The organism is Nonomuraea sp. bgisy101 (genome assembly GCF_057708945.1).
In genome coordinates this window covers 54,122-75,135 of record NZ_JBYITD010000041.1, presented here as the reverse complement: position 1 = coordinate 75,135, position 21,014 = coordinate 54,122, and the positions used below count along the sequence as shown (strand labels likewise).

Annotated in this window: 23 protein-coding genes; 10 read left to right on the top strand and 13 right to left on the bottom strand. The window is 70.2% G+C overall.

The window, feature by feature from the left end; genetic code table 11:
• Positions 1-20: 20 nt before the first annotated feature.
• From AC3EO4_RS47435 to AC3EO4_RS47415, 5 genes are all read right to left on the bottom strand, one after another.
• Positions 21-521, bottom strand: coding sequence for a MarR family winged helix-turn-helix transcriptional regulator (locus tag AC3EO4_RS47435; RefSeq protein WP_379577446.1), 501 nt, complete (start codon positions 519-521; stop codon positions 21-23).
• A 220-nt stretch (positions 522-741) separates the two neighbouring features.
• Positions 742-2,346, bottom strand: coding sequence for a serine/threonine-protein kinase (locus tag AC3EO4_RS47430; protein ID WP_431902613.1), 1,605 nt, complete (start codon positions 2,344-2,346; stop codon positions 742-744).
• A gap of 193 nt (positions 2,347-2,539) precedes the next feature.
• Positions 2,540-3,166 carry an NAD(P)-dependent oxidoreductase gene (locus AC3EO4_RS47425; protein WP_379577605.1) on the bottom strand — a complete coding sequence of 209 codons (627 nt, stop codon included), beginning with the start codon at positions 3,164-3,166 and terminating at the stop codon, positions 2,540-2,542.
• A 5-nt stretch (positions 3,167-3,171) separates the two neighbouring features.
• Positions 3,172-4,140 carry an SGNH/GDSL hydrolase family protein gene (locus AC3EO4_RS47420; RefSeq protein ID WP_379577442.1) on the bottom strand — a complete coding sequence of 323 codons (969 nt, stop codon included), beginning with the start codon at positions 4,138-4,140 and terminating at the stop codon, positions 3,172-3,174.
• Between the two features lie 98 nt (positions 4,141-4,238).
• On the bottom strand, positions 4,239-5,009 hold the full coding sequence (locus AC3EO4_RS47415) for an SDR family NAD(P)-dependent oxidoreductase (protein ID WP_379577440.1): 771 nt from the start codon (positions 5,007-5,009) through the stop codon (positions 4,239-4,241).
• Between the two features lie 69 nt (positions 5,010-5,078).
• Here AC3EO4_RS47415 and AC3EO4_RS47410 point away from each other — a divergent pair, with 69 nt between their 5' ends.
• Positions 5,079-5,588 carry a MarR family winged helix-turn-helix transcriptional regulator gene (locus AC3EO4_RS47410; RefSeq protein WP_379577438.1) on the top strand — a complete coding sequence of 170 codons (510 nt, stop codon included), beginning with the start codon at positions 5,079-5,081 and terminating at the stop codon, positions 5,586-5,588.
• 382 nt (positions 5,589-5,970) lie between these two features.
• On the opposite strand, the gene AC3EO4_RS47405 is transcribed toward AC3EO4_RS47410, so the two are convergent.
• Positions 5,971-6,741, bottom strand: a complete 771-nt coding sequence (locus AC3EO4_RS47405) for an SAM-dependent methyltransferase (protein WP_431902611.1) — start codon at positions 6,739-6,741, stop codon at positions 5,971-5,973.
• A 134-nt stretch (positions 6,742-6,875) separates the two neighbouring features.
• Positions 6,876-7,127 carry an SAV_915 family protein gene (locus AC3EO4_RS47400; protein WP_379577434.1) on the bottom strand — a complete coding sequence of 84 codons (252 nt, stop codon included), beginning with the start codon at positions 7,125-7,127 and terminating at the stop codon, positions 6,876-6,878.
• Positions 7,128-7,394: 267 nt separating this feature from the next.
• Between AC3EO4_RS47400 and AC3EO4_RS47395 the strand changes: the two genes are divergently transcribed.
• Positions 7,395-7,790, top strand: coding sequence for a hypothetical protein (locus AC3EO4_RS47395; RefSeq protein WP_431902609.1), 396 nt, complete (start codon positions 7,395-7,397; stop codon positions 7,788-7,790).
• Between the two features lie 53 nt (positions 7,791-7,843).
• On the opposite strand, the gene AC3EO4_RS47390 is transcribed toward AC3EO4_RS47395, so the two are convergent.
• A complete protein-coding gene (locus tag AC3EO4_RS47390; protein WP_431902607.1) occupies positions 7,844-8,422 on the bottom strand; it encodes a hypothetical protein in 579 nt (192 codons plus the stop codon).
• Positions 8,423-8,504: 82 nt separating this feature from the next.
• Here AC3EO4_RS47390 and AC3EO4_RS47385 point away from each other — a divergent pair, with 82 nt between their 5' ends.
• The 3 genes from AC3EO4_RS47385 to AC3EO4_RS47375 all read left to right on the top strand — a co-directional run bounded on the left by AC3EO4_RS47385 (position 8,505) and on the right by AC3EO4_RS47375 (position 11,510).
• Positions 8,505-9,194: a TetR/AcrR family transcriptional regulator C-terminal domain-containing protein gene (locus AC3EO4_RS47385; RefSeq protein ID WP_431902605.1), complete on the top strand. Its 690-nt coding sequence runs from the start codon at positions 8,505-8,507 to the stop codon at positions 9,192-9,194.
• 953 nt (positions 9,195-10,147) lie between these two features.
• Positions 10,148-10,807 (top strand): molybdopterin-dependent oxidoreductase, encoded by a 660-nt coding sequence (locus tag AC3EO4_RS47380; RefSeq protein ID WP_379577426.1) that lies wholly within the window; start codon positions 10,148-10,150, stop codon positions 10,805-10,807.
• The gene (locus AC3EO4_RS47375; protein WP_379577424.1) at positions 10,764-11,510 is read left to right on the top strand and encodes a cytochrome b/b6 domain-containing protein; all 747 of its coding nucleotides are present in this window, start codon (positions 10,764-10,766) and stop codon (positions 11,508-11,510) included. The genes AC3EO4_RS47380 and AC3EO4_RS47375 overlap by 44 nt, the downstream gene beginning before the upstream one ends.
• Here the strand turns inward: AC3EO4_RS47375 and AC3EO4_RS47370 are convergent.
• The gene (locus AC3EO4_RS47370; protein ID WP_379577422.1) at positions 11,470-12,075 is read right to left on the bottom strand and encodes a TetR/AcrR family transcriptional regulator; all 606 of its coding nucleotides are present in this window, start codon (positions 12,073-12,075) and stop codon (positions 11,470-11,472) included. The two genes, AC3EO4_RS47375 and AC3EO4_RS47370, sit on opposite strands and share 41 nt — an antisense overlap.
• Before the next feature lie 86 nt (positions 12,076-12,161).
• On the opposite strand from AC3EO4_RS47370, the gene AC3EO4_RS47365 reads away from it, so the two are divergent.
• On the top strand, positions 12,162-13,088 hold the full coding sequence (locus AC3EO4_RS47365) for an oxidoreductase (protein WP_379577420.1): 927 nt from the start codon (positions 12,162-12,164) through the stop codon (positions 13,086-13,088).
• Between the two features lie 67 nt (positions 13,089-13,155).
• On the opposite strand, the gene AC3EO4_RS47360 is transcribed toward AC3EO4_RS47365, so the two are convergent.
• Together AC3EO4_RS47360 and AC3EO4_RS47355 are read right to left on the bottom strand one after the other, a co-directional pair.
• A complete protein-coding gene (locus AC3EO4_RS47360) occupies positions 13,156-13,896 on the bottom strand; it encodes a hypothetical protein (RefSeq protein WP_379577418.1) in 741 nt (246 codons plus the stop codon).
• Between the two features lie 299 nt (positions 13,897-14,195).
• Complete coding sequence (locus AC3EO4_RS47355; RefSeq protein ID WP_379577416.1) at positions 14,196-14,609, bottom strand: VOC family protein; 414 nt, start codon at positions 14,607-14,609, stop codon at positions 14,196-14,198.
• 146 nt (positions 14,610-14,755) lie between these two features.
• On the opposite strand from AC3EO4_RS47355, the gene AC3EO4_RS47350 reads away from it, so the two are divergent.
• Both AC3EO4_RS47350 and AC3EO4_RS47345 read left to right on the top strand, forming a co-directional pair.
• On the top strand, positions 14,756-15,628 hold the full coding sequence (locus AC3EO4_RS47350) for a sigma-70 family RNA polymerase sigma factor (protein ID WP_379577414.1): 873 nt from the start codon (positions 14,756-14,758) through the stop codon (positions 15,626-15,628).
• Complete coding sequence (locus AC3EO4_RS47345) at positions 15,625-16,104, top strand: VOC family protein (RefSeq protein ID WP_431902603.1); 480 nt, start codon at positions 15,625-15,627, stop codon at positions 16,102-16,104. The genes AC3EO4_RS47350 and AC3EO4_RS47345 overlap by 4 nt, the downstream gene beginning before the upstream one ends.
• 714 nt (positions 16,105-16,818) lie before the next feature.
• Here AC3EO4_RS47345 and AC3EO4_RS47340 read toward each other — a convergent pair.
• On the bottom strand, positions 16,819-17,025 hold the full coding sequence (locus AC3EO4_RS47340) for a hypothetical protein (RefSeq protein ID WP_379577391.1): 207 nt from the start codon (positions 17,023-17,025) through the stop codon (positions 16,819-16,821).
• A 506-nt stretch (positions 17,026-17,531) separates the two neighbouring features.
• Between AC3EO4_RS47340 and AC3EO4_RS47335 the strand changes: the two genes are divergently transcribed.
• Positions 17,532-18,167 carry a cysteine hydrolase family protein gene (locus AC3EO4_RS47335; RefSeq protein ID WP_431902602.1) on the top strand — a complete coding sequence of 212 codons (636 nt, stop codon included), beginning with the start codon at positions 17,532-17,534 and terminating at the stop codon, positions 18,165-18,167.
• Between the two features lie 75 nt (positions 18,168-18,242).
• Here AC3EO4_RS47335 and AC3EO4_RS47330 read toward each other — a convergent pair whose 3' ends face one another.
• A complete protein-coding gene (locus AC3EO4_RS47330; RefSeq protein ID WP_431902600.1) occupies positions 18,243-20,042 on the bottom strand; it encodes an ABC transporter ATP-binding protein/permease in 1,800 nt (599 codons plus the stop codon).
• Positions 20,043-20,549: 507 nt separating this feature from the next.
• On the opposite strand from AC3EO4_RS47330, the gene AC3EO4_RS47325 reads away from it, so the two are divergent.
• Positions 20,550-20,987, top strand: a complete 438-nt coding sequence (locus AC3EO4_RS47325) for a VOC family protein (RefSeq protein WP_379577603.1) — start codon at positions 20,550-20,552, stop codon at positions 20,985-20,987.
• The last annotated feature ends 27 nt before the right edge of the window (positions 20,988-21,014 follow it).

Here is a 21,014-nt window from a genome sequence, read left to right as displayed (position 1 = left end):
CGCGCCGCTTCAGGACCGCGTCACTCGTCGCCCATGAGCCCTTCCCAGCGGGCGGCCAGCGCTGTCATCTCGCGCAGAACGCGGTCCCGTTCGGCCGGTGAATAGCCCTCCAGCAACTGCTCGTCGAGCGCCCGGGCGCGCCGGTTCACCTCGTCGAGGCGCCGCGCTCCCTCCTCGGTGAGGTGCAGCAGCTTGCGGCGGCCGTCGTGCAACGCGGTGTGCCGGACGATCAGCCCGTTGTCCTCCAGCCGCCGGACGATGTCGGCCATCGTGGACCGGTCGAGCGCCACCGACGAGGCGAGCGAGCCCTGGTCGACACCGGGATGGTTGTCCACGGCCGTGAGCACCGCGAACTGCGGGCCGGTCAGGACCGGATCGACCATGCGCGTCCACAGCGCGACATAGGACTGGTAGAGCCGCCGGGCCACGTAGCCAGGCGCGGCGAGGAGTGCGGCAGGGGTCGCGATCGCCTCGCCGCGACCTCCCCTAGCCGCCGTCGATTTACCCGCTTCACGCACCATGCGCCCTACCCAATCATGAACCCGGCGCGCCCCCTTCATCGCCGTCACCGCCGCGACGGTCGGTTCCGCCGTCAGGACGGACTGATCCGTCCGGAGAGATCCTCTCGAGCCGCCTGCGGTTGTGCGCGGACCTGCTCGTCCGGTCTCGGCGCCTGCTGCTCGGGTCGGCCCGCGCGGGCGCTGCTCGTCAAGAAGGGCCGCCCCTTCTGGGAGAGCCGCGTCAGCACATGGTCCATGTGGCCGACTTGGTCTTCCGCACCGGCGAGGTGAGCTGGAAGACGACTGTGTGCGTGGACCCGAGATCGGGAGTGATCTGCCTCTTCGATCCGAAATAGTCGTCTCGGCCGTAGGACGGCAGCCGCCTGGAGCCGCTTTCGATCGCCTGTCCGTCGACGAGCCACTGGTAGGAGAACGGAGCCCCCATCTCGGTCGCGCCCAGGGCGATGCCGAAGCTCACCGAGCCTGAGTAGCAGGTGACACCGTCGCCGTTGATCCTGGACGCGCCGGCGACCCGCACGTAGGCGAGGCTGAACGAGGCGGCCTTGGGCCTGCTCGCGGTGGGCGACGGACTCTTCGTCGCCGGTTTCCGCGTCGCGGGGTTCTTCGTCGTCGGGCTGTTCGTCGCCGGTCTCCTCGTCGGCGTGGGCGTGTCCGCAGGCGTAGGACGGACGGTCGCGCGCTCCTGCGACGGCCTGGGCGTGGGGCGTGGGCGCATGGTCGTCCGGGTGGCCGTCGGGGTTCGTCTCTCCCTGGGCGCGACGGTCTCGCCTCGCTCGGGCGAGGTGGTCGCCGAAGGGGACGGCTCACTGGAGCCAGCGGCAAGCGCGGACCGGGTGGTGTCGGTGCCCGGCCAGGCGTTCCAGACGACGACGCCGGCCGCCAGGCACACGGCGACGGCTCCGGAGGCGGCGGCGAGCAGCGGCACGCGCGGTCTCGCCCGGCCCGGCGGAAGGGTGGCGGGCGGGCCGCCCGCCTGGGCGTGGCGGTGCCAGGGCGGCGCCTGCTGACCCGACGGCGGGTGCCGGTTCCCCACGGTGGTGGCCGGTTGCCCGCCGAGCAGGCCCAGCAGGACGTCCCGCATCTGCGGGCGGGCGCCGGGGTCCTTGGCCAGGCAGGCGTACACGACGGAGCGCAACGGCTCCGGCAGGTCGCCCAGGAACGGCTCCTGGTTCAGGATGCGAGTGATGACCGCCGGCAGCGAGTCGTTGCCGAACGGCGGCGTGCCCGTCCCCGCGAACACCATGACCGCAGCCCAGGCGAAGACGTCCGCCGCGGGGCCGACGCGCGCGCCCGCGAGCTGCTCGGGCGCCATGTACGCGGGCGTCCCGACGACGCTGCTGGTGACGGTGACCGCGGAATCGGCCACCCGGGCGATGCCGAAGTCGACGACGCGCGGCCCGTCCCGTCCGAGCAGCACGTTGGCGGGCTTGAAGTCGCGGTGCACGATGCCCGCCTCATGGATGGCGGTCAGCGCCGTGGCCGTGCTGACGGCCAGGCGCTGCAGGTCGGCGCCGTAATGGCGGCCCGACTGCTGCAGGGAGGGCCCGTCGACGTACTCGCTGACGATGTACGGGCGCCCGCCCGTCGACGCGTCGAGCACCTGGGCGATGCAGAACGGCTCCACGCGCCGGGCCGCGGCGACCTCCCTGGCGAAGCGGTCGTCGCCGCCGACGGACTGCCGCAGCACCTTGACGGCCACCGGTCGGCCGTCCGGAGCCTGACCGAGGTAGACGACGCCCTGGCCACCCTCGCCGAGCCGTCCGACGATCCGGTAGGCCGCGATCGCCTGGGGGTCGTCTGGACGCAGCGGTTCGGCGTTCGGCATGAGGGGAGTGGCTCCTGAGACGGCCGGGACGGACCTCATGCACCTTAACGGGATAGATCCCGATTTGTACGTACGTTTCGCGATCTCCGCTGCATGTGGCCGCTCTCTTGCGCGACCGGTCGGCTACCGGTCGCGGCGGGAGCGTGGTGTGCCGCCGTTCCCGTGCCCCCGGCGGGAACGGCGGCGGTCTCGGTCAGCCGGAGATTTCGACGACGGCGTGCCGGCTCGCCTCGTCGGCGACGTGGGTCAGCAGGTAGTGGGCGAGGTCGGCACGGGAGATCGACCTCGCCTTGGCGAGGTGGGCGTTCTCGGCGGTGCGGTAGTCGCCGGTCACCGGCCCGTCGGTCAGCATCGGTGCGCGCACGATGGTCCAGTAGAGGTCGCGGGCGGCGGCCACCACCCGCTCCATGCGCGTCATGTCGGCGTAGCCGTGCCGGTAGAGGCGCTGGATCACGTACCGGGTGACGAGGCGCTGTCCGAGCGGCGTGCCCGGCGCGATCTCCAGGCCCGCCGACGACAGGCACAGCAGACGGCTCACCCCGCCGTCGCGCATCGCGGCGAGGATGTTGGCGGTGCCCGCGGAATAGACCGTGGTGGGGTGGCGGCGATCCGTGCTGCCCAGGCACGACAGCACGGCCTCCTGGCCGGCGACGGCGACGTGCCAGGTCTCCGGCGTCAGCACGTCGCCGCCGATCACGGTCACCTGGTCGCGCGCGGAGACGCGGGCAGGGTCGCGCGCCAGGACGGTGACGTCGTGCCCTGCGGTGACCGCCTGCTCGACCACCTGGCGTCCGGTGCCCCCGGTCGCGCCGAAGACCATCAGCTTCACGCCGCACCGGCCATCGCGTGGACGACGGCGGTGACGACCTCGCACTGACCGGCGATGTCGAGGTGAACGCCGTCGTCCAGATAGAGGCCCTCGGCCGAGGCGTCGAATCTCGTGTCCACGGTGGGTTCCGGCCGGTCCAGCAGGTATTCGGCGATCTCGTCGATGTCCTTGTTGGCCCAGCTGATCCCGGCGCGCCGGAAGTGCGGATATTCGGCGACGCGCGACTCGTCCACCGCGCTGGGGGTGAGCCATGTCCAGCGCACCGGCCCGCGCTGCCGGGCGAGGTCGTGCAGCAGGGCCAGGTTACGTTGGGTTTCGGGCAGTCCGACCTGGGTCGGCGCGCCGGGCGCGGGATGCTGCGCGTCGTTGCCGCCGAGCATGCACAGCACCATGTCGGGCCGCTGGAACGCGAGCGCGGGCGTGTAGGAGAGCGCCTGGGTGGTGGTGCAGCCGGAGACGGCCAGGTTGGTGAACCGGACGGCGTCGGCGGGGCGGCGCAGCGTCACGGCGTGCCGCAGGATCTCGAACCACGACAGCCGGTCGGCGGTGGTGCTCTCGCCGATGGCGACGATGTGGGGGGAGTCGTTCAGCGGCAGCCGGTCCACGGCGTCGGCGAAATCCGTGCGCGCGAGCAGGGTCTCGGCCGCCTGCCGGGTCTGCCGCTCGAAGTCGTCGAGCAGCGCGCGGTAGGCGGGGGCGTCGAGGCCGAACAGGGCGGCGACGCGGGTCTCGTCCGCGCCCGCCAGATACGGCAGGGCGGTGGTGGGCCGCTGGAACCGGACGAGCCGTACGGCCATCGGATCGAAAGCCGGATGGGGAGTCGCTTCGGTCTCCAGGTGGGGAGTCGCGCCAGGCGTCGAGTCCGAAGTCGCGCCGGTCGTCGGGTCAGGAGTCGCGCCGGGCGTCGAGTCCGGAGTCGCGCCGGGCGTCGAGTCCGGAGTCGCTTCGGTTGTCGGGTCGGTCATGGGGAGGTCTCCGTTCGGGTGGTGGGCGGGTGGCTGCGCGGGTCCCGGTACGCTCGCCGGCCGCAGGCGGCCGGCGTGGGTGCGGTGGGCGGGGGCGGTCATCCGGTCACCCGTCCTCCCGTGAGGTCGAACGTCGCGCCGGTCACCCAGGACGAGGCGGGCGAGGCGAGGTAGAGGACCGCCTGCGCGATGTCGTCGGGCTCGCCGATGCGGCCGAGGGGGAACGCCGCCGCCAGCTGCTCGAGCCGTTCGGCGGGCAGGGAGCCGAGCTTGTCGTTGAGCACGGCCGAGGGTGCCAGGCAGTTGACACGCACTCCGTCGCCGCCGACCTCGGCGGCCAGGTGCTGGGCGAACATGACGACGCCGGCCTTGGCTGCGGCGTAGGCGGCGTTGGCGCCGCCAGGGCGGCGGCCCGCCGTGGACGACATCAGGATGATCGACCCGGCACGGTGCCTGAGCATGCTCGGCAGGAACTCGTGGACCGTGAGGAACACCGACGTCAGATCGGATTCCAGCACGGAGCGCCATCGGGCAGGGTCGAGCTCGGCGGTCGGCGCGGGCGCGCCCTGCCCGCCGGCGAACGGGGCAAGGATCTCCACCGGTCCAAGCTCGCTCTCCACGCTCGCACGGATGCGGGCGAGCGTGCCCGCATCGGTCACGTCGCCGGGCGCCGCGAGCGCTCGCCCGCCCTCGTCGGTGATCGACGCGACGACGCGGGCGACCGCCGCGGAGTCGCGGCCGGTGACCGCGACGCTGACGCCGTTGGCGGCCAGGGCGCGGCAGGCCGCCGCGCCGATGCCACGTGAACCGCCGGTGACCAGGGCGACCTTGCCGTCCAGTCCGGGATATCGCGGCCAATCGGTTGTCATCACACATCACTTCTCTCTAGAGAAAGGTTCACTCGTGTGAATCATTCTGCGTGGAGTACAGTATGCGCCGTGACCGAGTCCCGCAACCATCCGATGGGCGCCGCGTTCCTGCTCGCGCAGCTCGGCGCGCACGCCGCGAACCGGTTCGCCGCGCGGACCGCCGAGCTCGGCCTGTCGCCCGCCGACGTCGGGCTGCTGCGGATGATCGCCGCCAGGCCCGGCCGCAGCCAGCAGTCGCTGGCCGAAGACCTCGGCGTGGTGCCGAGCCGCGTCACCTCCCTGATCGACCCGCTGGACCGGGCGGGACTGGTGGAGCGCCGCCGGTCCACCGGCGACCGCCGCAACTACGAGCTGCACCTGACCCCGGACGCGGCGCGCGTCATGGACGACATCGCGAGGACCGCGATGGCACACGAGGCCGACTTCACCTCGGCCTTGGATCCTGACCAGCGCAAGCAGCTCATCGCGCTGCTGACGGTGATCGCCGAGGACCAGGGCCTCAGCCCGGGCGTCCACCCCGGCTACCGCGGCTCCTCGCCGCGCCCGCCCGGGGCGGGAACCTCATCCGGGTGTCACTGACGGGCCGATCGCCGGCCGTCCCCAAGACCGGCTCCGCGGGCGCCGTCGCGTGTGCCGAGCGTCCCTGCGCCGTGCCGAGCGTCCCTGCGCCGGGTGTCCCTGCGCCGTGCCGTCCGCAGGTCATGGGCGCCGGTCGCGTTCCTCACGGGCTCGGCAGGCAGGGCGAAAGCGCGCATCTTCGCGCCCGCTCGAAGTCCACACACCAGCTCGAAGAGGCTGGTTGCCGCCGGTTCCGGACATAAGCGTCCGCCGCAGGGGGCGGGGATGGGCGTCGCTCCTCATACGGCGAGCGCCGCCGCCGGCCATGACGTCGACGACGGCGCCGGGGGACGGCGACGTGCGGGGCAGGGCGCGACCGGGACGCCCTGCCCGACCCCCTGCGTCAGGACGCAGGGGCGGCGTTCTTGCGCGCGCTCACCAGGGCGAAGGACAGGTACTCACCCCGGTCGGCCTCCAGCATGGCGATCGTCCGCTCGACGACATCCCTGTCGGTGGCGCCGTGTTCGAGGCAGGCCCTGGACCACAGCAGCCAGTCGTGCCAGCCGTTCTCCTGCAGCCGGGCGGAGGTGACGGTGACCAGCTCGGTGATGTCCCACTGGAAGCGCCACCAGTCGGCGGTGTGCCAGGCGATCGCCTCCCACCCGACGAGGGCCTTGACGTGCGGCGGGATGGCGCCGAGGTCGCGGACCTCGCGCGTCATGCCGGGGGTGGCGACCCCCAGCTGACCGCCCGGCTTGAGGAAGCGGGTGATGTAGGCCAGGTAGCTGTCAGCGGTGCCGAAGTACTCGTAGGCGTCGATGCTGACGATCGCGTCGAAGGACTCCGGCTCGAACGGCAGGGCGTGCGCCTCGGCGCTCACGGCGCGTACCTGGTGCGCGACGCCCGCCTCGGCGAAGACGGCCTCGGCCTTCTCCGGCGCGATCCACAGGTCGGCGGCCACGACGTCCACGCCGAACTCGCGGGCCAGGAACACCGACGTGGCGCCCATGCCGGAGCCGAGGTCGAGAACCCGCATGCCCGGCTTGAGTTCGAGATCGCGGGAGAGGTCCTCCAGCAGCCACAGCGGGTTCGGCCCCATGTCCAGACCAACAAGCCAACCGGGGTCGTAGCGAGAGGAGCGCGGGTAGTCGTGGGGGCGGATGAGGCCGCTCATGGCTGTCACAGCGCGGCATCCCATCACACCGTGAAGAGCGCCCGCAAACGGTTAAACCAATGAATCCCACCTGGCAGGGCCGCCGTCGGGCGACGATCGTCGGCGAACAGGAGCAGCCGCTTCGAGCGCGCGCATCAGGCTGCTCCGGTGCTCGGGCGGGTGATCGTTCCCGCGGGGTCGACGACGACACCGATGACGTCCAGGTCCTTGAGCATGCCGCGCAGGGCCGGCTCGCTGAGCCGTACCCACTGCTGGCCGGAGCCGAGCGCTTTGGCCAGGCGCAGGGGAGAGGTGAAGCCCACTGCGGTCTTCCTGCCTGCGACCGTGCGGAACAGCCGGAGCGAGGCGCTGAACCGGCCCTGCCGGACCGGAACGAATAGCGGCACTTCTGACATGTGATTCCTCCTGGGGGAACTTATGTAGAAAGTGACGCTATGGCGTGAGAAATCGGCCTGGGCGGGGCCGATACGGGATCTGAACGGCGACCGCCGAAACCCTGACACGTGATTGACGTCGGTCCTGAGGACGGCGCGTCCCGCGTCATTATCGCGTCAGGATTCGTCATAAAAACGGAGGGATATCGTAGTGATTTATCGCGCGCTTTCCGTAATGCGGTGTGATGAATCGTGCATGTCATTCGTGAGAGGCCGCCGGTGGAATTCCTGATCGCCGGCGGGTTCGTGGTGACCGTCGCGGCCTGTGCCGCCGTCGCCGTCCTCGTCCCCGTCGGCACGCCGCGCGTCGTCGCGATGGCCGCCGTGGCGGGGGCGTACGCGGCCTGGTCGCGAAGTCCCCTCGCCGCCTCGGCGACGGTCCTGATGGTGTGGTGCTTCACGACGGGGTTCCTGGTGAACACCGCGGGGGAGCTGACCTTGACCCGGCCCGACATGCTCAGGTTCGGGGTGTTCGCCGCCGCGGCGTTCGCGGGATCGATGATCGCGCGGTCGCTCGTGACTCTGTCGACAGCGGCCCGCCGGAGTCCTGACGTGCCGCGCCAGGCGCGCGGCCACACGGAGCGGACGGTACCGAAGGTCGGCGCGCGAACCTGAGACCGGCTGAGGCCGCCTTGCGATCGCCGAGGCCGCACAGGCGTTCAGGTCCTCTACTGTGCCTCGCGGAAGTACGCGCGCGCCGACGGCACCGCGAGCAGGATGATCACGAGGACCGAGCCCAGGGTGGTCAGGGCGAGCTTGGCGATGCTCGCCGAGTGCGCCCAGCCGGGCATGACCTGCGTGGCCGCGTCGACCAGGGCCGGCACATCGACGCGCGCCAGCACGGCGTCGCCCGAGCTCTTGAAGGAGGACTCCAGGAGCTGGGCGGTGAACAGCTGGCTCGGGATGATGACGACGCCCATCGCGAAGAGCACCGGCTGGAACACCCAGGACAGGACTCGGCCGATCCTCCTGCCGGTCAGGTTGAGCAGCGCCAGGGTCACCAGGACGAGGACGAGCACGATGGCCGGCGTCTCGCTTCCCGCGAAGGAGATGCCGTGCTGGGCCAGGATGCCGGCGGGCAGTCCCTGCCGCACGATCTCTGCCTCGGCGGCCGCCTGGGCGTCCGCGCCGTGGCGGACAACGATGAAGGTCCCGAGCAGGAAGGGGATCACGGTCAGCAGTTGCAGCGTCGCGGCGGCGATGACACTGCGCGGGCGGCGTCCTGCCCGGGGGACCGGGTCGGTCATGTCTGCTCCTCGGCGGCCAGATTTGAACTAAGTGCAACAGTAGGGCTGAGTTGAACTAAGTGCAACTGGATATTCTCAGCCCATGCCGCGCGACACGCTGACCAAGCAACAGATCGTCCTGGCCGCCGTCGACGTCCTCGACGCCGAAGGCGTGAACGGCCTGAACATGCGGCGGCTCGGGGCCCAGCTGGGCTCGGCGGCCACGGCGATGTACTACCACGTGCAGAGCAAGGACAAGCTGGTGGTGCTCGCCGCCGATCACGTCTTCGGCGAGATCGAACTGCCCGACCTGGGCGCGGTCGGATGGCGCGAGGCGGCGGCGACGCTGGCGCGCGGCGCCCACGAGATGATCATCCGGCATTTCTGGTTGATACCGGCCATGAGCACGCACCTCATCTACGGTCCCGGCAAGGCCCGCTACGACGAGCACTGCCTGGCCGTCTACGAAGCGGCGGGATTCACCGATCGGGACGCGGACCAGGCCGCCGCGACGGTCCTGATGTTCGTGATCGGCGCCGCACAGGGCGAGGCGGCGGAGTCGGCCTGGCGGGCACAGCTGCGCCGCGCGGGCGCCGACGAGGAACGGCAGCTGCGCGACACGATCGCGCACATCAGCGAGATCGCTCAGCGGTTCCCCCGCCTGCGCGCCCGTACCGCGCCCTCGACGGACGCCGCCGCCGCCCAGCCGGCCGAGGCGACCTTCGAGTTCGGTCTGCGGGCCGTCCTCGACGGCCTGCAGTCACGACTCGCGGCCGACTCGCGCCCTCGTTGACTCGTTGACGCGGGCCGGCGGTACGCTCCGGGCCCGTCACCTCGTCCTGGCGTTCGCCATCACGCGGCGTTCGCAGGCTTGGCTCGGTGAACGGCGCCGCCGCTGTGAAGGCCGGCGGGGCGTCACTCGCCGGAACGTCCCTGCCGGGTGCTACCGGAGTGGCCCGTGTCCCTGTGCGCCGGGCCGGGGCTCGTGAACGAGCCGACCGGCAATCTCGACCTGGTCGGCATCGGCCGGCTGGAGGGCGCGCTCGGTGCGTACGAGGGGGCGTTCGTGGTGGCCGGCACGCGCCCTCGCCGGCGTCACCATCTTGACAGGTGCCGATTGGGTTGCGGGTATCGTCACCAGTTAGAAGGGTGACGTGACCGTGTGGACCCGTCCAAGGGGAAGTGCCATGGCTGTCAGCTACACCGCGGTCGTCACCGCGACGGGCGAGGGCCGCGACGGAGGTCGCATGGCCGCCGACGGCGGACTCCTCGACCGGCGGCTGCCAGGCGTTTCCCGCCCATCCGTCAACGAAGGAGCATCATGTCGCATGTATCGAACTACGTGAAGGCGCTGTCGGTGGCCGTGCTCGTCGTGGCCATCGCCCTTGCCTGCTTCGCCCAGGTCTTCTGAGCAGGGAGACGTGAACACGGGGGCGCGTGAGGCGCCGCGCTCGCGCGCCGAGTTCGGCGAGGCGGGTACCGGGCGACCCCGGTCGGTCTACCGGATGCGCACGCCGCCTGGTCGGCCGGTTCCGGAGTCAGGGCGGCCGTACGGAACCGGGTACCCGCGAGCAAGGGGGTGACGGCCACTCCAGACATCGGAGGGGAGCGCATCCCGAGCAAGACTGACGAAAGTCTTACGGACACCCGCCATCGCTGGCCAACGGGAGTCGCGGCTGCTCGAATCGCGAGGTGACTGATGCACGAAAGGGACCCGAAAGCGGTCCACCCATAGCGCGACGGGTGATGTTCTCGATGCTCGGTGCCGGCGCCGCCGGCCTCGTCACCGCGCCCTACCTGCAGGGCGGCTGGGAGAAGGTCCTCGGGGCCGTCTCGCGGAACGACCCGACCGGACTCACCGAGCTGCTGCCCGATCCGGCCGGCTTCCGTTACTTCAGCGTGGCGGCCTCGGTGCCCCGGAAGGACAGGACGAACTACCGGCTGACGGTCGACGGTCTCGTGGACCGTCCTGCGACGTACACGCTCGACGCCCTGCGCGCGTTGCCGCAGACCAGGGTCGTCGGTGACGTGCAGTGCACCGACGGCTGGCGGGTCCCGAGGACGCCCTTCGAAGGGGTGCCGCTCTCGCACCTCCTCGACGCGGCGGGCGTGCGGCCCGAGGCCAGGGCGGTCCGCTTCACCTGCTTCGACGGCGTGTACAGCGAAAGCCTCACGCTCGCGCAGGCACGCCGTTCCGACGTGCTGGTGGCGCTGAAGATGCTCGGCGAACCCGTCACCCACGATCACGGCGGGCCCGTGCGGCTCTACGTGGCGCCGATGTTCTTCTACAAATCGGCCAAATGGCTTTCCGGCATCTCTGTCACCGACAAGGTAATCCCTGGCTACTGGGAGGAGTACGGCTATGACGTCGACGGCTGGCTCGACGGGGCCGACAGGTCCGCCTGAGCGCTCTCGGCGCATACCGCGGTTCACCCGCGCCGAGCGGTCGGTCCACCGCGCCACAGCCGTGCTCATGCTGCTGTGCGTGGGAGCGGCGGCCTGCCTGTACGTCGCGCCCCTCGCCCAGCTGGTCGGCCGCCGCCACCTGGTGGTCGTCGTCCACGAGTGGTCGGGGATCCTGCTGCCGGTGCCGTTCCTGCTCGGGCTCGCCTCGTCCGCGTTCCGCGCCGACCTGCGCAGGCTGAACCGCCTGGCGCAGTACGACAAGGAGTGGCTGCGGGCCGTCCGCAGGCGCTGGACCTCGCCTGGTCTGCGGCCTGCCGGCAAGTTCAACGCCGGGCAGAAGATCTACGCGGGGTGGATCGCCGGAGCTGTGCCGATCATGATGTTCACCGGGCTGCTCATGTGGTTCACCGGACTCCTGCCGGTGATCTCCCGGACGAGCGCCATCTTCGTGCACGACGTGACGGCGCTGGCCATCGGTGTCGTCCTGCTCGGGCACCTCCGGCTGGCCTACCGGGATCCGCAGGCGCGGCGTGGGATGCGCACGGGCTTCGTGGAGCCGGCCTGGGCGGCGAGGGAGCACTCGGAGTGGATGGAGGAGGACCGCGCCGCAGGACTCTCGTCGCCGTCCGGCCGGGGCTTGGGGCGCCGGGAGGGGGAGCGCCTCATGGGGCGCCGAGGACGCCGGCGCGCGCGGCGGCCATAGCGATCTCGGCCGCGTGGTCGGCGGTGTGCTCGTCGACGGGCTCGCCGGTGACCAGCAGCCGGAAGTACACCGGAGCGGCCAGGGCCTTGAGAAGCGTGGAAGGGTCGGTGCGGGGCGGCAGCTCGCCCCGCTCGACGGCGCGTACGACCACGGGTTCGGCGCGCCCGAACCGGTCGTCGAAGATCTGGCGCCTGGCCTCGGCGACCCCTGGCACGTCGGCGGCGCCGGAGAACATCGCCGCCAGCAGCGCCCGGCCGGTGGGTCCCGTCATCATGCGGACCAGCGACCTGGCCAGCTCGCGCAGGTCGGACTCCACCGAGCCGGTGTCGGGGATCGGCACGTCGGTCGCCGACCGGTCCGACAGCGCGTCGACGACCAGGCTCTCCCTGTCCTTCCATCGCCGGTAGACCGTCGTCTTGTGCACCCCGGCTCGCTGGGCGACGCCCTCGACGGTCAGCGCGGCGTAGCCCTTCTCGACGAGTTCGGCCAGCGTCGCGGCGTGGACGGCCACCCGTACCTTCTGGCCGCGTCCTACCGCGGCAGGGCGCGGGGAAACACCTTCCATTGCAACTCCAAGTTGCGTTATCGGTGGATGTGATGTCACGATCACTCTATCGCAACTCTGAGTTGCAATGAGAGAAGGGTTCGACCATGTGGACACTCGACTCCATCCCCGACCAGTCAGGACGGGTGGCCGTGGTGACCGGCGCCAACAGCGGCATCGGCCACGTCACCGCCGGCGAGCTCGCCCGCCGCGGCGCCCACGTCGTGCTGGCCTGTCGCAGCCTCGACCGCGGCAGGGCGGCGCTCGACCGCCTCAGGAACCGGGTGCCGGGCGCGCGGGCCGAGCTGCGCCACCTCGACCTGGCGAGCCTCGACTCCATCCGCGAGTTCGCCGCCGGATGGGATCTCGGGCCGCTGGACCTGCTGGTCAACAACGCGGGCGTCGCGATGGTCCCCTTCGCCAGGACCGCCGACGGCTTCGAATCCCACTTCGGCATCAACCACCTGGGCACGTTCGCGCTGACCGGGCTGCTCATGCCGTACCTGCTGGCCGGACGGGAGCCGAGAGTGGTGACGGTCAGCAGCGAGGGCCAGCGCTTCGCCAGGTTCGACCTGGACAACCTCAACGCCGAGCGCCGCTACAGCGCGCCCTTCGCCTATGTCCAGTCCAAGAGGGCCAACCTCTACTTCTCGGCCGAGCTGAACCGCAGGACGAGCGCAGCCGGCCTGCGCAGCATGGCGGTCGCGCCGGGCCTGACCCGCACCAACGTCCTCACGGGAGGCGCCAACGCCGGTCGCGGCCGCGCGTACCAGAGTCTCATCCGGCTGCTCGTCGCCGCCGCCTTCCAGCCCACCGGCGAGGGCGCGAGGACCTCGCTGTACGCGGCGACGGCTCCCGAGCTGCGCGGCGGCGAGTACATCGCGCCTGACGGACTGCTCGAGCTGCGCGGCCGCCCATCGATCCGGCACGGGCACCGAGCCACGCGTGACACCGGCACCGCGCGCCGCCTGTGGGAGATCTCGGAACGCCTCACCGGCGTGACGTGGAACAGCCCGATCCCCGACACGCGGTGACGAGCCTGCCCCCATCCAGCCGCGTTCACATCAGGATGGCGAGGGTTCTGGTCGCACGCTCTGGGCTTCAGCTGAGCGGCTCGCTGGTCACCGTCCTGGGATCCGGAGCCTTGATCGACACCTTGCCGCCCCACTTGGTGTAGCGGCTGTCGACGGTGATGGTTCTGCCCTCGACGTCCCCGCGGCCCACGACCCCCGTCGCGGTGTACGAACTCCGCACCCCGCTCACCAGACCCGCGGAGGTCAGTGTGAGGGTGTAGGAGACCTTGGTGCCATCGTGCCAGCTGCTTGGGGTCGAGGCCGCGAACCACGGCGAGACCCTCTCGAGCTCCTTGAAGGTGATCGTGCCCGTGACGGTGCTCTTGCCCGGCGTGCCACCCTTGATCAGGGCCGCCAAGGTCTTGGGCTCGGCCGGATTGATGATCTGTCCGTAGAAGCCGAACAGCCCGCCGCCGCGGGTCTTCAACCAGGTCTTGCCCTCTGGCAGCCGCCCGTCCAGCATGCTGCCGGAGACGTAGGTGGTCTTGTCGACGCCGATGGCCCGCTGCCGCTCGGAATCGATCGTCGTGATCGTGACATCGGAGGCTGCGACGCCCCTCTTGTCGAACTGGAAGGCGCCCTTGCGGCTCTGGACCTCCCACTCCTCCTTGTCATCCGACAGAACGGCCTTTTCGGTGAAGCGCACACCGTGTCCGGGCGTCAGCTTGGCCTTCAGCGCAAGGACGGGGTCCATGGGCGCCGCGTGCGCGGGGAAAGCGGTGACCACCAGGGCGCCACCGGCCACCAGTGCCGTGATCATCTTTCTCATGGCGAGGGATCATGTCGGAAACAGATCACAGGCGAGGCACGAGCGGCAGAACGGGGCCGACGGAACAGGCCGAGACGCGATCACAACCCGACTCCAACACCAACGATCTTGGGAGCGGGGCTAAAGGCCTGGTCCGGCAACGCACGGTGGTTCGGCGTCGACACGAGTTCGCGTCGACGCCGGACCTACTCGTCGGTGGCGGTTACGTCGGTCATGCCGAGGGCTCACCGGTTCTGAGGAGTCCGGCGGCGTGCCCCGGCGATGGCCGCGTCACCCACTCGCCAGAGGCTTTCGTCGGGCTACTCCGCGTAGGGCTGATCCTCTCCCTGGGCGCTGTAGCCGAGGCTCCAGATGTAGCCGTCCGGGTCAGCGAAGGAGCCGCCGTACCCGCCCCAGGGCAGGGCGCCGGCGGGCTTGAGGATCGTGGCGCCGGCCTTTTCGGCCTCCGCGATGATCTCGTCGACCCGCGCCTCACTACGGACGACATAGGTGAGGACCAGTCCGCTGAAGCCACTGCCCTCCGGGCTCGTGCCCACCTGGTCGGCCAGGCCTTCGCGGCCGTAGAAGCCGACGGGCGAGGCTCCATCCGATTCGAAGAACACCGAGATGCCGTAGTCGTCCTTGACCTCCCAGCCGAGCCCCTCTGTGTAGAACCGCCTGGACGCCTCCATGTCCCGGACGCCGAGGAGGATCGAGCTCACGTGCGCTTTCACGCCTTGTCTCCCTTGTGCTTGAGGTGTGCTTGAGGTGATGTGCCGCCTGAACTGGCAGGCCGGACATCCGGGCCAGGCCCGGATGTCACATCGGCGTGGGTTCGCCGGTCACTTGATATGACCGGCGAGACGGAGGAATGTGACAGATGATCGAGCAGGACTGGGTGAGCGAGCGGTTCGCCGAGCACCAAGACCGCTTGCACGCGGTGGCCTACCGGATGCTCGGCTCAACCGGCGAGGCTGAGGACGCGGTGCAGGAGGCGTGGCTGCGGGTCAGCCGCGCCGACACCGGCCAGGTGGAGAATCCGGGAGGGTGGCTGACCACGGTCGTCGCCCGGGTCTGCCTGAACATGCTCGAGGCACGCCGTACCCGGCGTGAGGAGTCGGCCGGAGCGCTGCCGCCCGAGCCGGCCGCGTCGCACGAGAGCATCCACCCGACCAGCAAGGCCGGCCCCGAGGACGAGGCGCTGCTGGCCGATTCGGTCGGTGTCGCGCTGATGGTGGTGCTGGACACGCTGACTCCCGCCGAGCGGCTCGCGTTCGTCCTGCACGACGTGTTCGCCGTGTCGTTCGGCGAGATCGGCGCCATCATCAACCGCTCCCCGGCGGCGGCCCGGCAACTCGCCAGCAGGGCCCGGCGCCGGGTGCAAGGAGCTGCCGGCGCATCCGATGCCGCGCGATCGGCGAAGCGGGAAATCGTCGACGCCTTCCTTGCCGCCGCCCGGGGCGGGGATTTCGCCGCCCTGCTCGAGCTGCTCGATCCGGACGCCGTGGTCGGCGAGATCCGCGGTGGCGACGCGGTGGCGGCCTTCTTCGCCGGACGGGCTCAGGCCGCCCGGCTCGCTCTGGTCGACGGCGTACCAGCGGCCGTCTGGTCGCACCTGGGCCGACCGAAAGCGGTCTTCACGTTCACCGTCAACGACGACAAGATCACCCGCATCGATATCGACACCGACCCCCGCCGGCTCCGCGACCTGGACATCGTCATTCTTACCGCCGGCGCCAAGGAGCGGCGTTGACCCGCACGGATCTCAGGCTCTCGTCCTGCACTCTCGCTGTCCACGACCTCAACGAGGCGCTCGGCTTCTACCAAGACGTGCTCGGCTTCGAGATACGCGACGACGACGGACCTGAGGGGATGCAATGGATGAGCGTCGGCCCGCCGTCGCAGCCGGACGTGCAGATCGTCCTCGAATCCCCCGGCGCGGACTCTGGTGTCTCGCCGGCCGACCGGCAGGCGATCGCAGAGCTGATGGCCAAGGGCCTGCTGGGTCGTCTCGTCTTCGTGACCGACAGCTGCGACGCCATCTTTGAGCGCATCGAGGCCGCAGGCGCCGAAGTGATGCAAGAACCGATCAACCAGCCCAACGGCGCCCGCGACTGTGCCTTTCTCGATCCCTCCGGCAACATGCTGCGATTCACCCAGCCGCGGCAGGTGGTCCTGACACTCGAATCACGGCAGGCACACGCCGCGACGGGCCGCCCGGCACCCTGAACGCCGCCATCCGTCGCCATCCTCACCCTGGTCCACCACCGGGGCGAGGGCCCGGAACGGCCGGGCGGGTGCCGCGCTCGTCCATGACCGGGAGCGGTGCTCGATCACCGTCGCCGCAACCGTCCCGGGCGCGGCGATGGCCTCGGTGAGGAAGGTGGGACCGGTTTTCGACCTGGTCGCCCGCGCTGCCTACGAACGACTGGCCTACAGTCGCAAGCGTGAGCACGTGCTCGCCGCCATCCGGGGTGCCACCCCACGCGAGGTGATCCGCAGACGGCTCCTGCTGGTCCTGTACGCGCTGGGCACGAATGTCAGGATCGAACGGTCGCCGACGGCGGCGGGCACGGGGAGAACGAGGCGGCGCTGCGCGCGACCCGGTACCTGTTCGTCAACCGCGACAACCTGCGCAACTCGGACCAGACGACCTCCCGTGGGCGTGCGGGCGGTGCCCAGGAGAGGACAACTGGTCCGGTTGCCGGAGTCCGGGCCCGCTCTGCCTGTCGTCGTGGGGCGGGTGGGCCTCGGGGAGGGTTGTGGTCCGCCTCCTCGGCCTCGCCGGCCATCGGGCCGTCGTGCATGCTTCCCGGCCGTGGTGTGGGGCGTTGGTACCCGACTCGCTGACGAGCAGCGGGGCGGCAACGGCGAAGAGGCGCCGAAAAGCGTGGCTTCTGGCGCCTCTTCGTTTCCTTTTTCGCAAGATTTCAGAAATGTGTATTAGTTGTTTCTGTTGCTGCCGCCGCCACCCGCATTGGTGCCGCCCAGGCTGATTCCGTTGCCAAGGCCGGGCCTGTCGGCGGATGCGATGTGGTGTGCGGCGGCCACGGTGTCGGTGCTGAAGACATCGGCCGACACGGTCGCGGGTGCGACGAGGGCGAAGGCTGCCACTGCTCCGGCTGCGAGAACGTTCTTCATCGTGAACATGCGGATCACTCCGTGTCTGGTCTCTTGTGCCTGGGCGCGGGGCCCGGGCTGGTTCCCGGAATTATGTGATTAATCCGGATATGTGGTGCTGCAACCGTCGGGGTGGGTTCCGCATTCCGCGAATCGGGGTGATTTCCAATGAAGGGGCATGCCCATACCTCTATTTGACGGTGCAGCTCGACGGCCATAGCAGGGATGCCCGTCTGGGCCGACGGATCCGGCCCGTCGACAGCGCACGTCGCCAGGCGGGGCGAACCGCCGGCGTCCGGCCAGGCTCGTTTCCGCGTCGTCCCGACCGTCGCTGACCGCACACCGCGTGGGCAGGAGGGCCTTCTCTCGGGGTATCACCGCAGGCAGGCAGGTCGTCGTGCGCGTCTGCGGGGCAGGTGACGGAGCGCGGCGTGTGACCTGCCTGCCGACACGGCGACTTCGAGGCTGAGGACGTCCACGCCGTCGTGACACCGCTTCGGGCGCCGAGGCCCGTCATCCAGCTCTGAGGAGGAACCGTGGCCGAGAGCTACGACCCCCGCCACACGGCGGTCCTTCTGGTCGATCCCTACAACGACTTCATCTCCGAGGGCGGCAAGCTCTGGCCCCGCCTCGAGCACGTGGCGCAGGACGTCGGCCTGCTGGACCACCTGCGGATGGTGATCGCCTCCGCCCGCGCGGCCGGCGTGCGCGTGATGTTCGTCCCGCACCGCCGCTGGCAGGAAGGCGACTACGACACCTGGGGCCACCCGAACCCGACCCAGCGCGGCATCCAGGAGCGGCACACCTTCGCCCGGGGCTCCTGGGGCGGGCAGTTCCATCCGGACTTCCAGCCGCAGCCGGGCGATGTCGTCGCCCATGAGCACTGGGGGCAGAGCGGGTTCGCCAACACCGACCTGGACCTCCAGCTCAAGCAGCACGGCATCACCCACGTGGTGGTCGTCGGCGTGCTGGCGAACACCTGCGTCGAGTCCACCGGCCGTTTCGCCATGGAGCTCGGCTATCACGTGACGCTGGTCCGGGATGCCACCGCCGCCTTCGAGGCCGAGATGATGCACGCCGCACACGAGCTGAACGGCCCGACCTTCGCCCATGCCATCGTCGTCGCGGGAGATCTCGTCACCGCGTTCAAGGAAGCCCGGTCAGGATCCTGACCGGGCGACCGCCCGGGCGAGCCGCGCCGCCGTCACTCGTGTCGGCGGACGGCGGCGGCACCGTCGAAAGGCGTCCTACGCCGCGGACATGCCCCACCGCCCGGCGCCCAGCAGGTTGAGATGGTGGGTGTGGAAGGCGTTCAGGGTACTGCGGTGGCCGACGCTGACGACCATGCACTCGGGCAGGCGTTCGCGGATCAGGCGGTACAGGGCGTGCTCGAGGCCTTCGTCGACGGCCGAGGTGGCCTCGTCGAGGAAGGCCAGGTGGGGCCGGTTCAGCAGGATCCTGGCGAACCCGAGGCGCTGCTGCTCGCCGGGGGACAGGATGCGCGACCAGTAGGCCTCGTCGTCGATCCGGCACTCCAGGTGGCCGAGCTGTACCGCGTGCAGCATCTCGCGCGCGAGCTGATCCGCGATCCGGTCGGGCGGCTCAGGATAGGCCAGGGCGGTACGCAGGCTGCCCATGGGCAGGTAGGGCTGCTGCGACAGGAACTGCGTGCGCCCGCCGGCGGGCCTGCGGATGGTGCCGTGCGCGTGCGGCCAGAGGCTGGCCAGGCTGCGCAGCAGCGTGGTCTTGCCGCTGCCCGACGCGCCTTTGACCAGGAGCGCCTCCCCCGGGCTCATGGTCAGGGTCAGGCCGTCGATGAGCGGCTCGTGGTCGGGACGCCAGACCCTCAGTCCCTCGATCACCAGGGCGCCAGGATGGTCGGCGACGGTCGGCGACGGCAGCCGGCGCGAGTCGTGGTTCGCGTCCATCAGGGCCGTCAGCCGGTCGAGCCCGGCTTGGTAGGCGGCGAAGGAGTCGTAGGAGTTCCTGAAGAAGGACAACGAGTTGTGCACCTGGCCGAACGCGTCGGCGGTTTGGGTGACGTCGCCGAGCATGAGCGTCCCGGCGAAGAAGCGCGGAGCCTGGATCACGTAGGGGAACACCTGCGCCACCTGGGTGACCGAGTCGTTGAACCCCTGCAGTTTCAGCCGCCGCAGGGCGATGATCCAGGTGTTCTTGATGACGGCGGTGAATCTGCTGGCCAGCGCCGCCCGCTCCATCTTCTCCCCGCCGTAGAACGCGATGTTCTCGGAGTGGTCCCGCAGGCGGATCAGCGCGTAGCGGAAGGACGCGGACAGCCCTTCGCGCAGGAACTCCAGCCTGATCAACGGGCGCCCGATCCTGAAGGCGATCAGTGAGGCGACCAGCACGTAGACGTAGGCGAGCACGACCATCGCCCGTGGTACCTCGTGACCGAAGACCGGGATCGGCCCCGACAGCCCCCACAGGATGGCGGTGAACGACACCAGCCGCAGGGCTGCGTCGACCGTGCCGGTCGACAGGTAGTGGGAGTCCTCGACGAACTGCTGGACGTCTTCCTGGATGCGCTGGTCGGGGTTGTCGACCGGCTCTGTCACGTACTGGCTCCGGTGGTAGGCGTGCCCGCTCAGCCAGTCGGTGATCATGTGGTCGGTCAGCCAGGTCCGCCAGTGGATGATGAACCGTTGGGAGACGAGATAGCTGATGAGGGAGCTGATCACGAAGATCGCGGCCAGGACCGTGAAGCGCACGATGGAGACCCAGAAGTCCTGCGCGTACATCTTTCCCAGCGCCGTGAAGATGTCGTTCAGCGCGTACGAGATCAGCACCTGGAGGCGTACCGCGAAGATCGTCAGTGCGAGGATGAGCAGGACCGTGAGGAGCGGCCGCCGGCCGCGCCGGAGGTCGAAGTACGGGAAGGCGAGCCGGCCGAACTGGCGTCCCCACCGCGTGTATCGCGCCAGCAGCCAGATCGCCGCGGCGCTGGCGACGAGGGTGACGATGAAGGCTGTGGCCATCCAGGTGAGGGATGCGAGCCACTCGTGCCGCCAGTCCAGACTTGCGGTCATACTTTCCCCCAGAAAGTCTGATTGATGCCCCGTTGGAGAAAGAACGAGCAATAAGTCCGTTTTCATCCTGCTTTGATGTCATTGCCTCGTGCGTGGTGACGGAGAGCCCCCCGTGACCCTCGACGGCAGCTGGACGGGCCCGTCGAAGTCCGGTAACCGGCCGTCGACCAGGGGCGGGCGGCCAGAGTTGACTTCCGCTACGGCCATGCGCCCGCGTGGTTCGGCCATGCCACATGCCGATATCTCTTTCGCCCGGATGAGTGGGCGCGGCGCACGCCGGAAGCCGGTGAGGCTCCTGGGGCGGATGGTGTTCATTCGATCTGGCGATTTCCTGGTTTATCTCCTCAAAAGCTGGCAGACCGCCTGCCGATAGTTGAGCTGCCGTTCCTGGACTTCGACAGAGAGGGAGGCGAGGGTGGGAAGGCAGGACCCCCACCGGCACAACTCCGGCCCCGGTGGTGTACACAGGCCACCGGCATCGAACGGGGAGGATCCGAGGCCGTGGACATGAAGCTCGAGGTCGTGGTGCTGCCGGTCGCCGACGTGGACCGATCCAAGAACTTCTACAAGGCGCTCGGGTGGCGGGAGGACGCCGACGTCGCCGCCGGTGAGGGCTTCCGCGTGGTGCAGCTGACCCCACCAGGCTCGGCGTGCTCGGTCATCTTCGGCCAGGGGATCACCCTGGCCGAGCCGGGCTCGATGCAGGGCGTGTACCTGATCGTCGACGACATCGAGGCGGCACGGTCCGAGCTCGTCGACCGCGGGGCCGATGTGGGTGAGGTGTTCCACGACGAGGGCGGGGTGTGGCACCACGCCGGGACCGAAGGGCGGGTGCCGGGACCGGATCCGGACCGCACGAGCTACGGCTCCTTCGCCTCGTTCAGCGACCCCGACGGCAACGGCTGGCTGCTCCAGGAGATCACCACCCGCCTACCGGGCCGGTGACCGTGAGCGGGCGGTCGTCTCCGCACG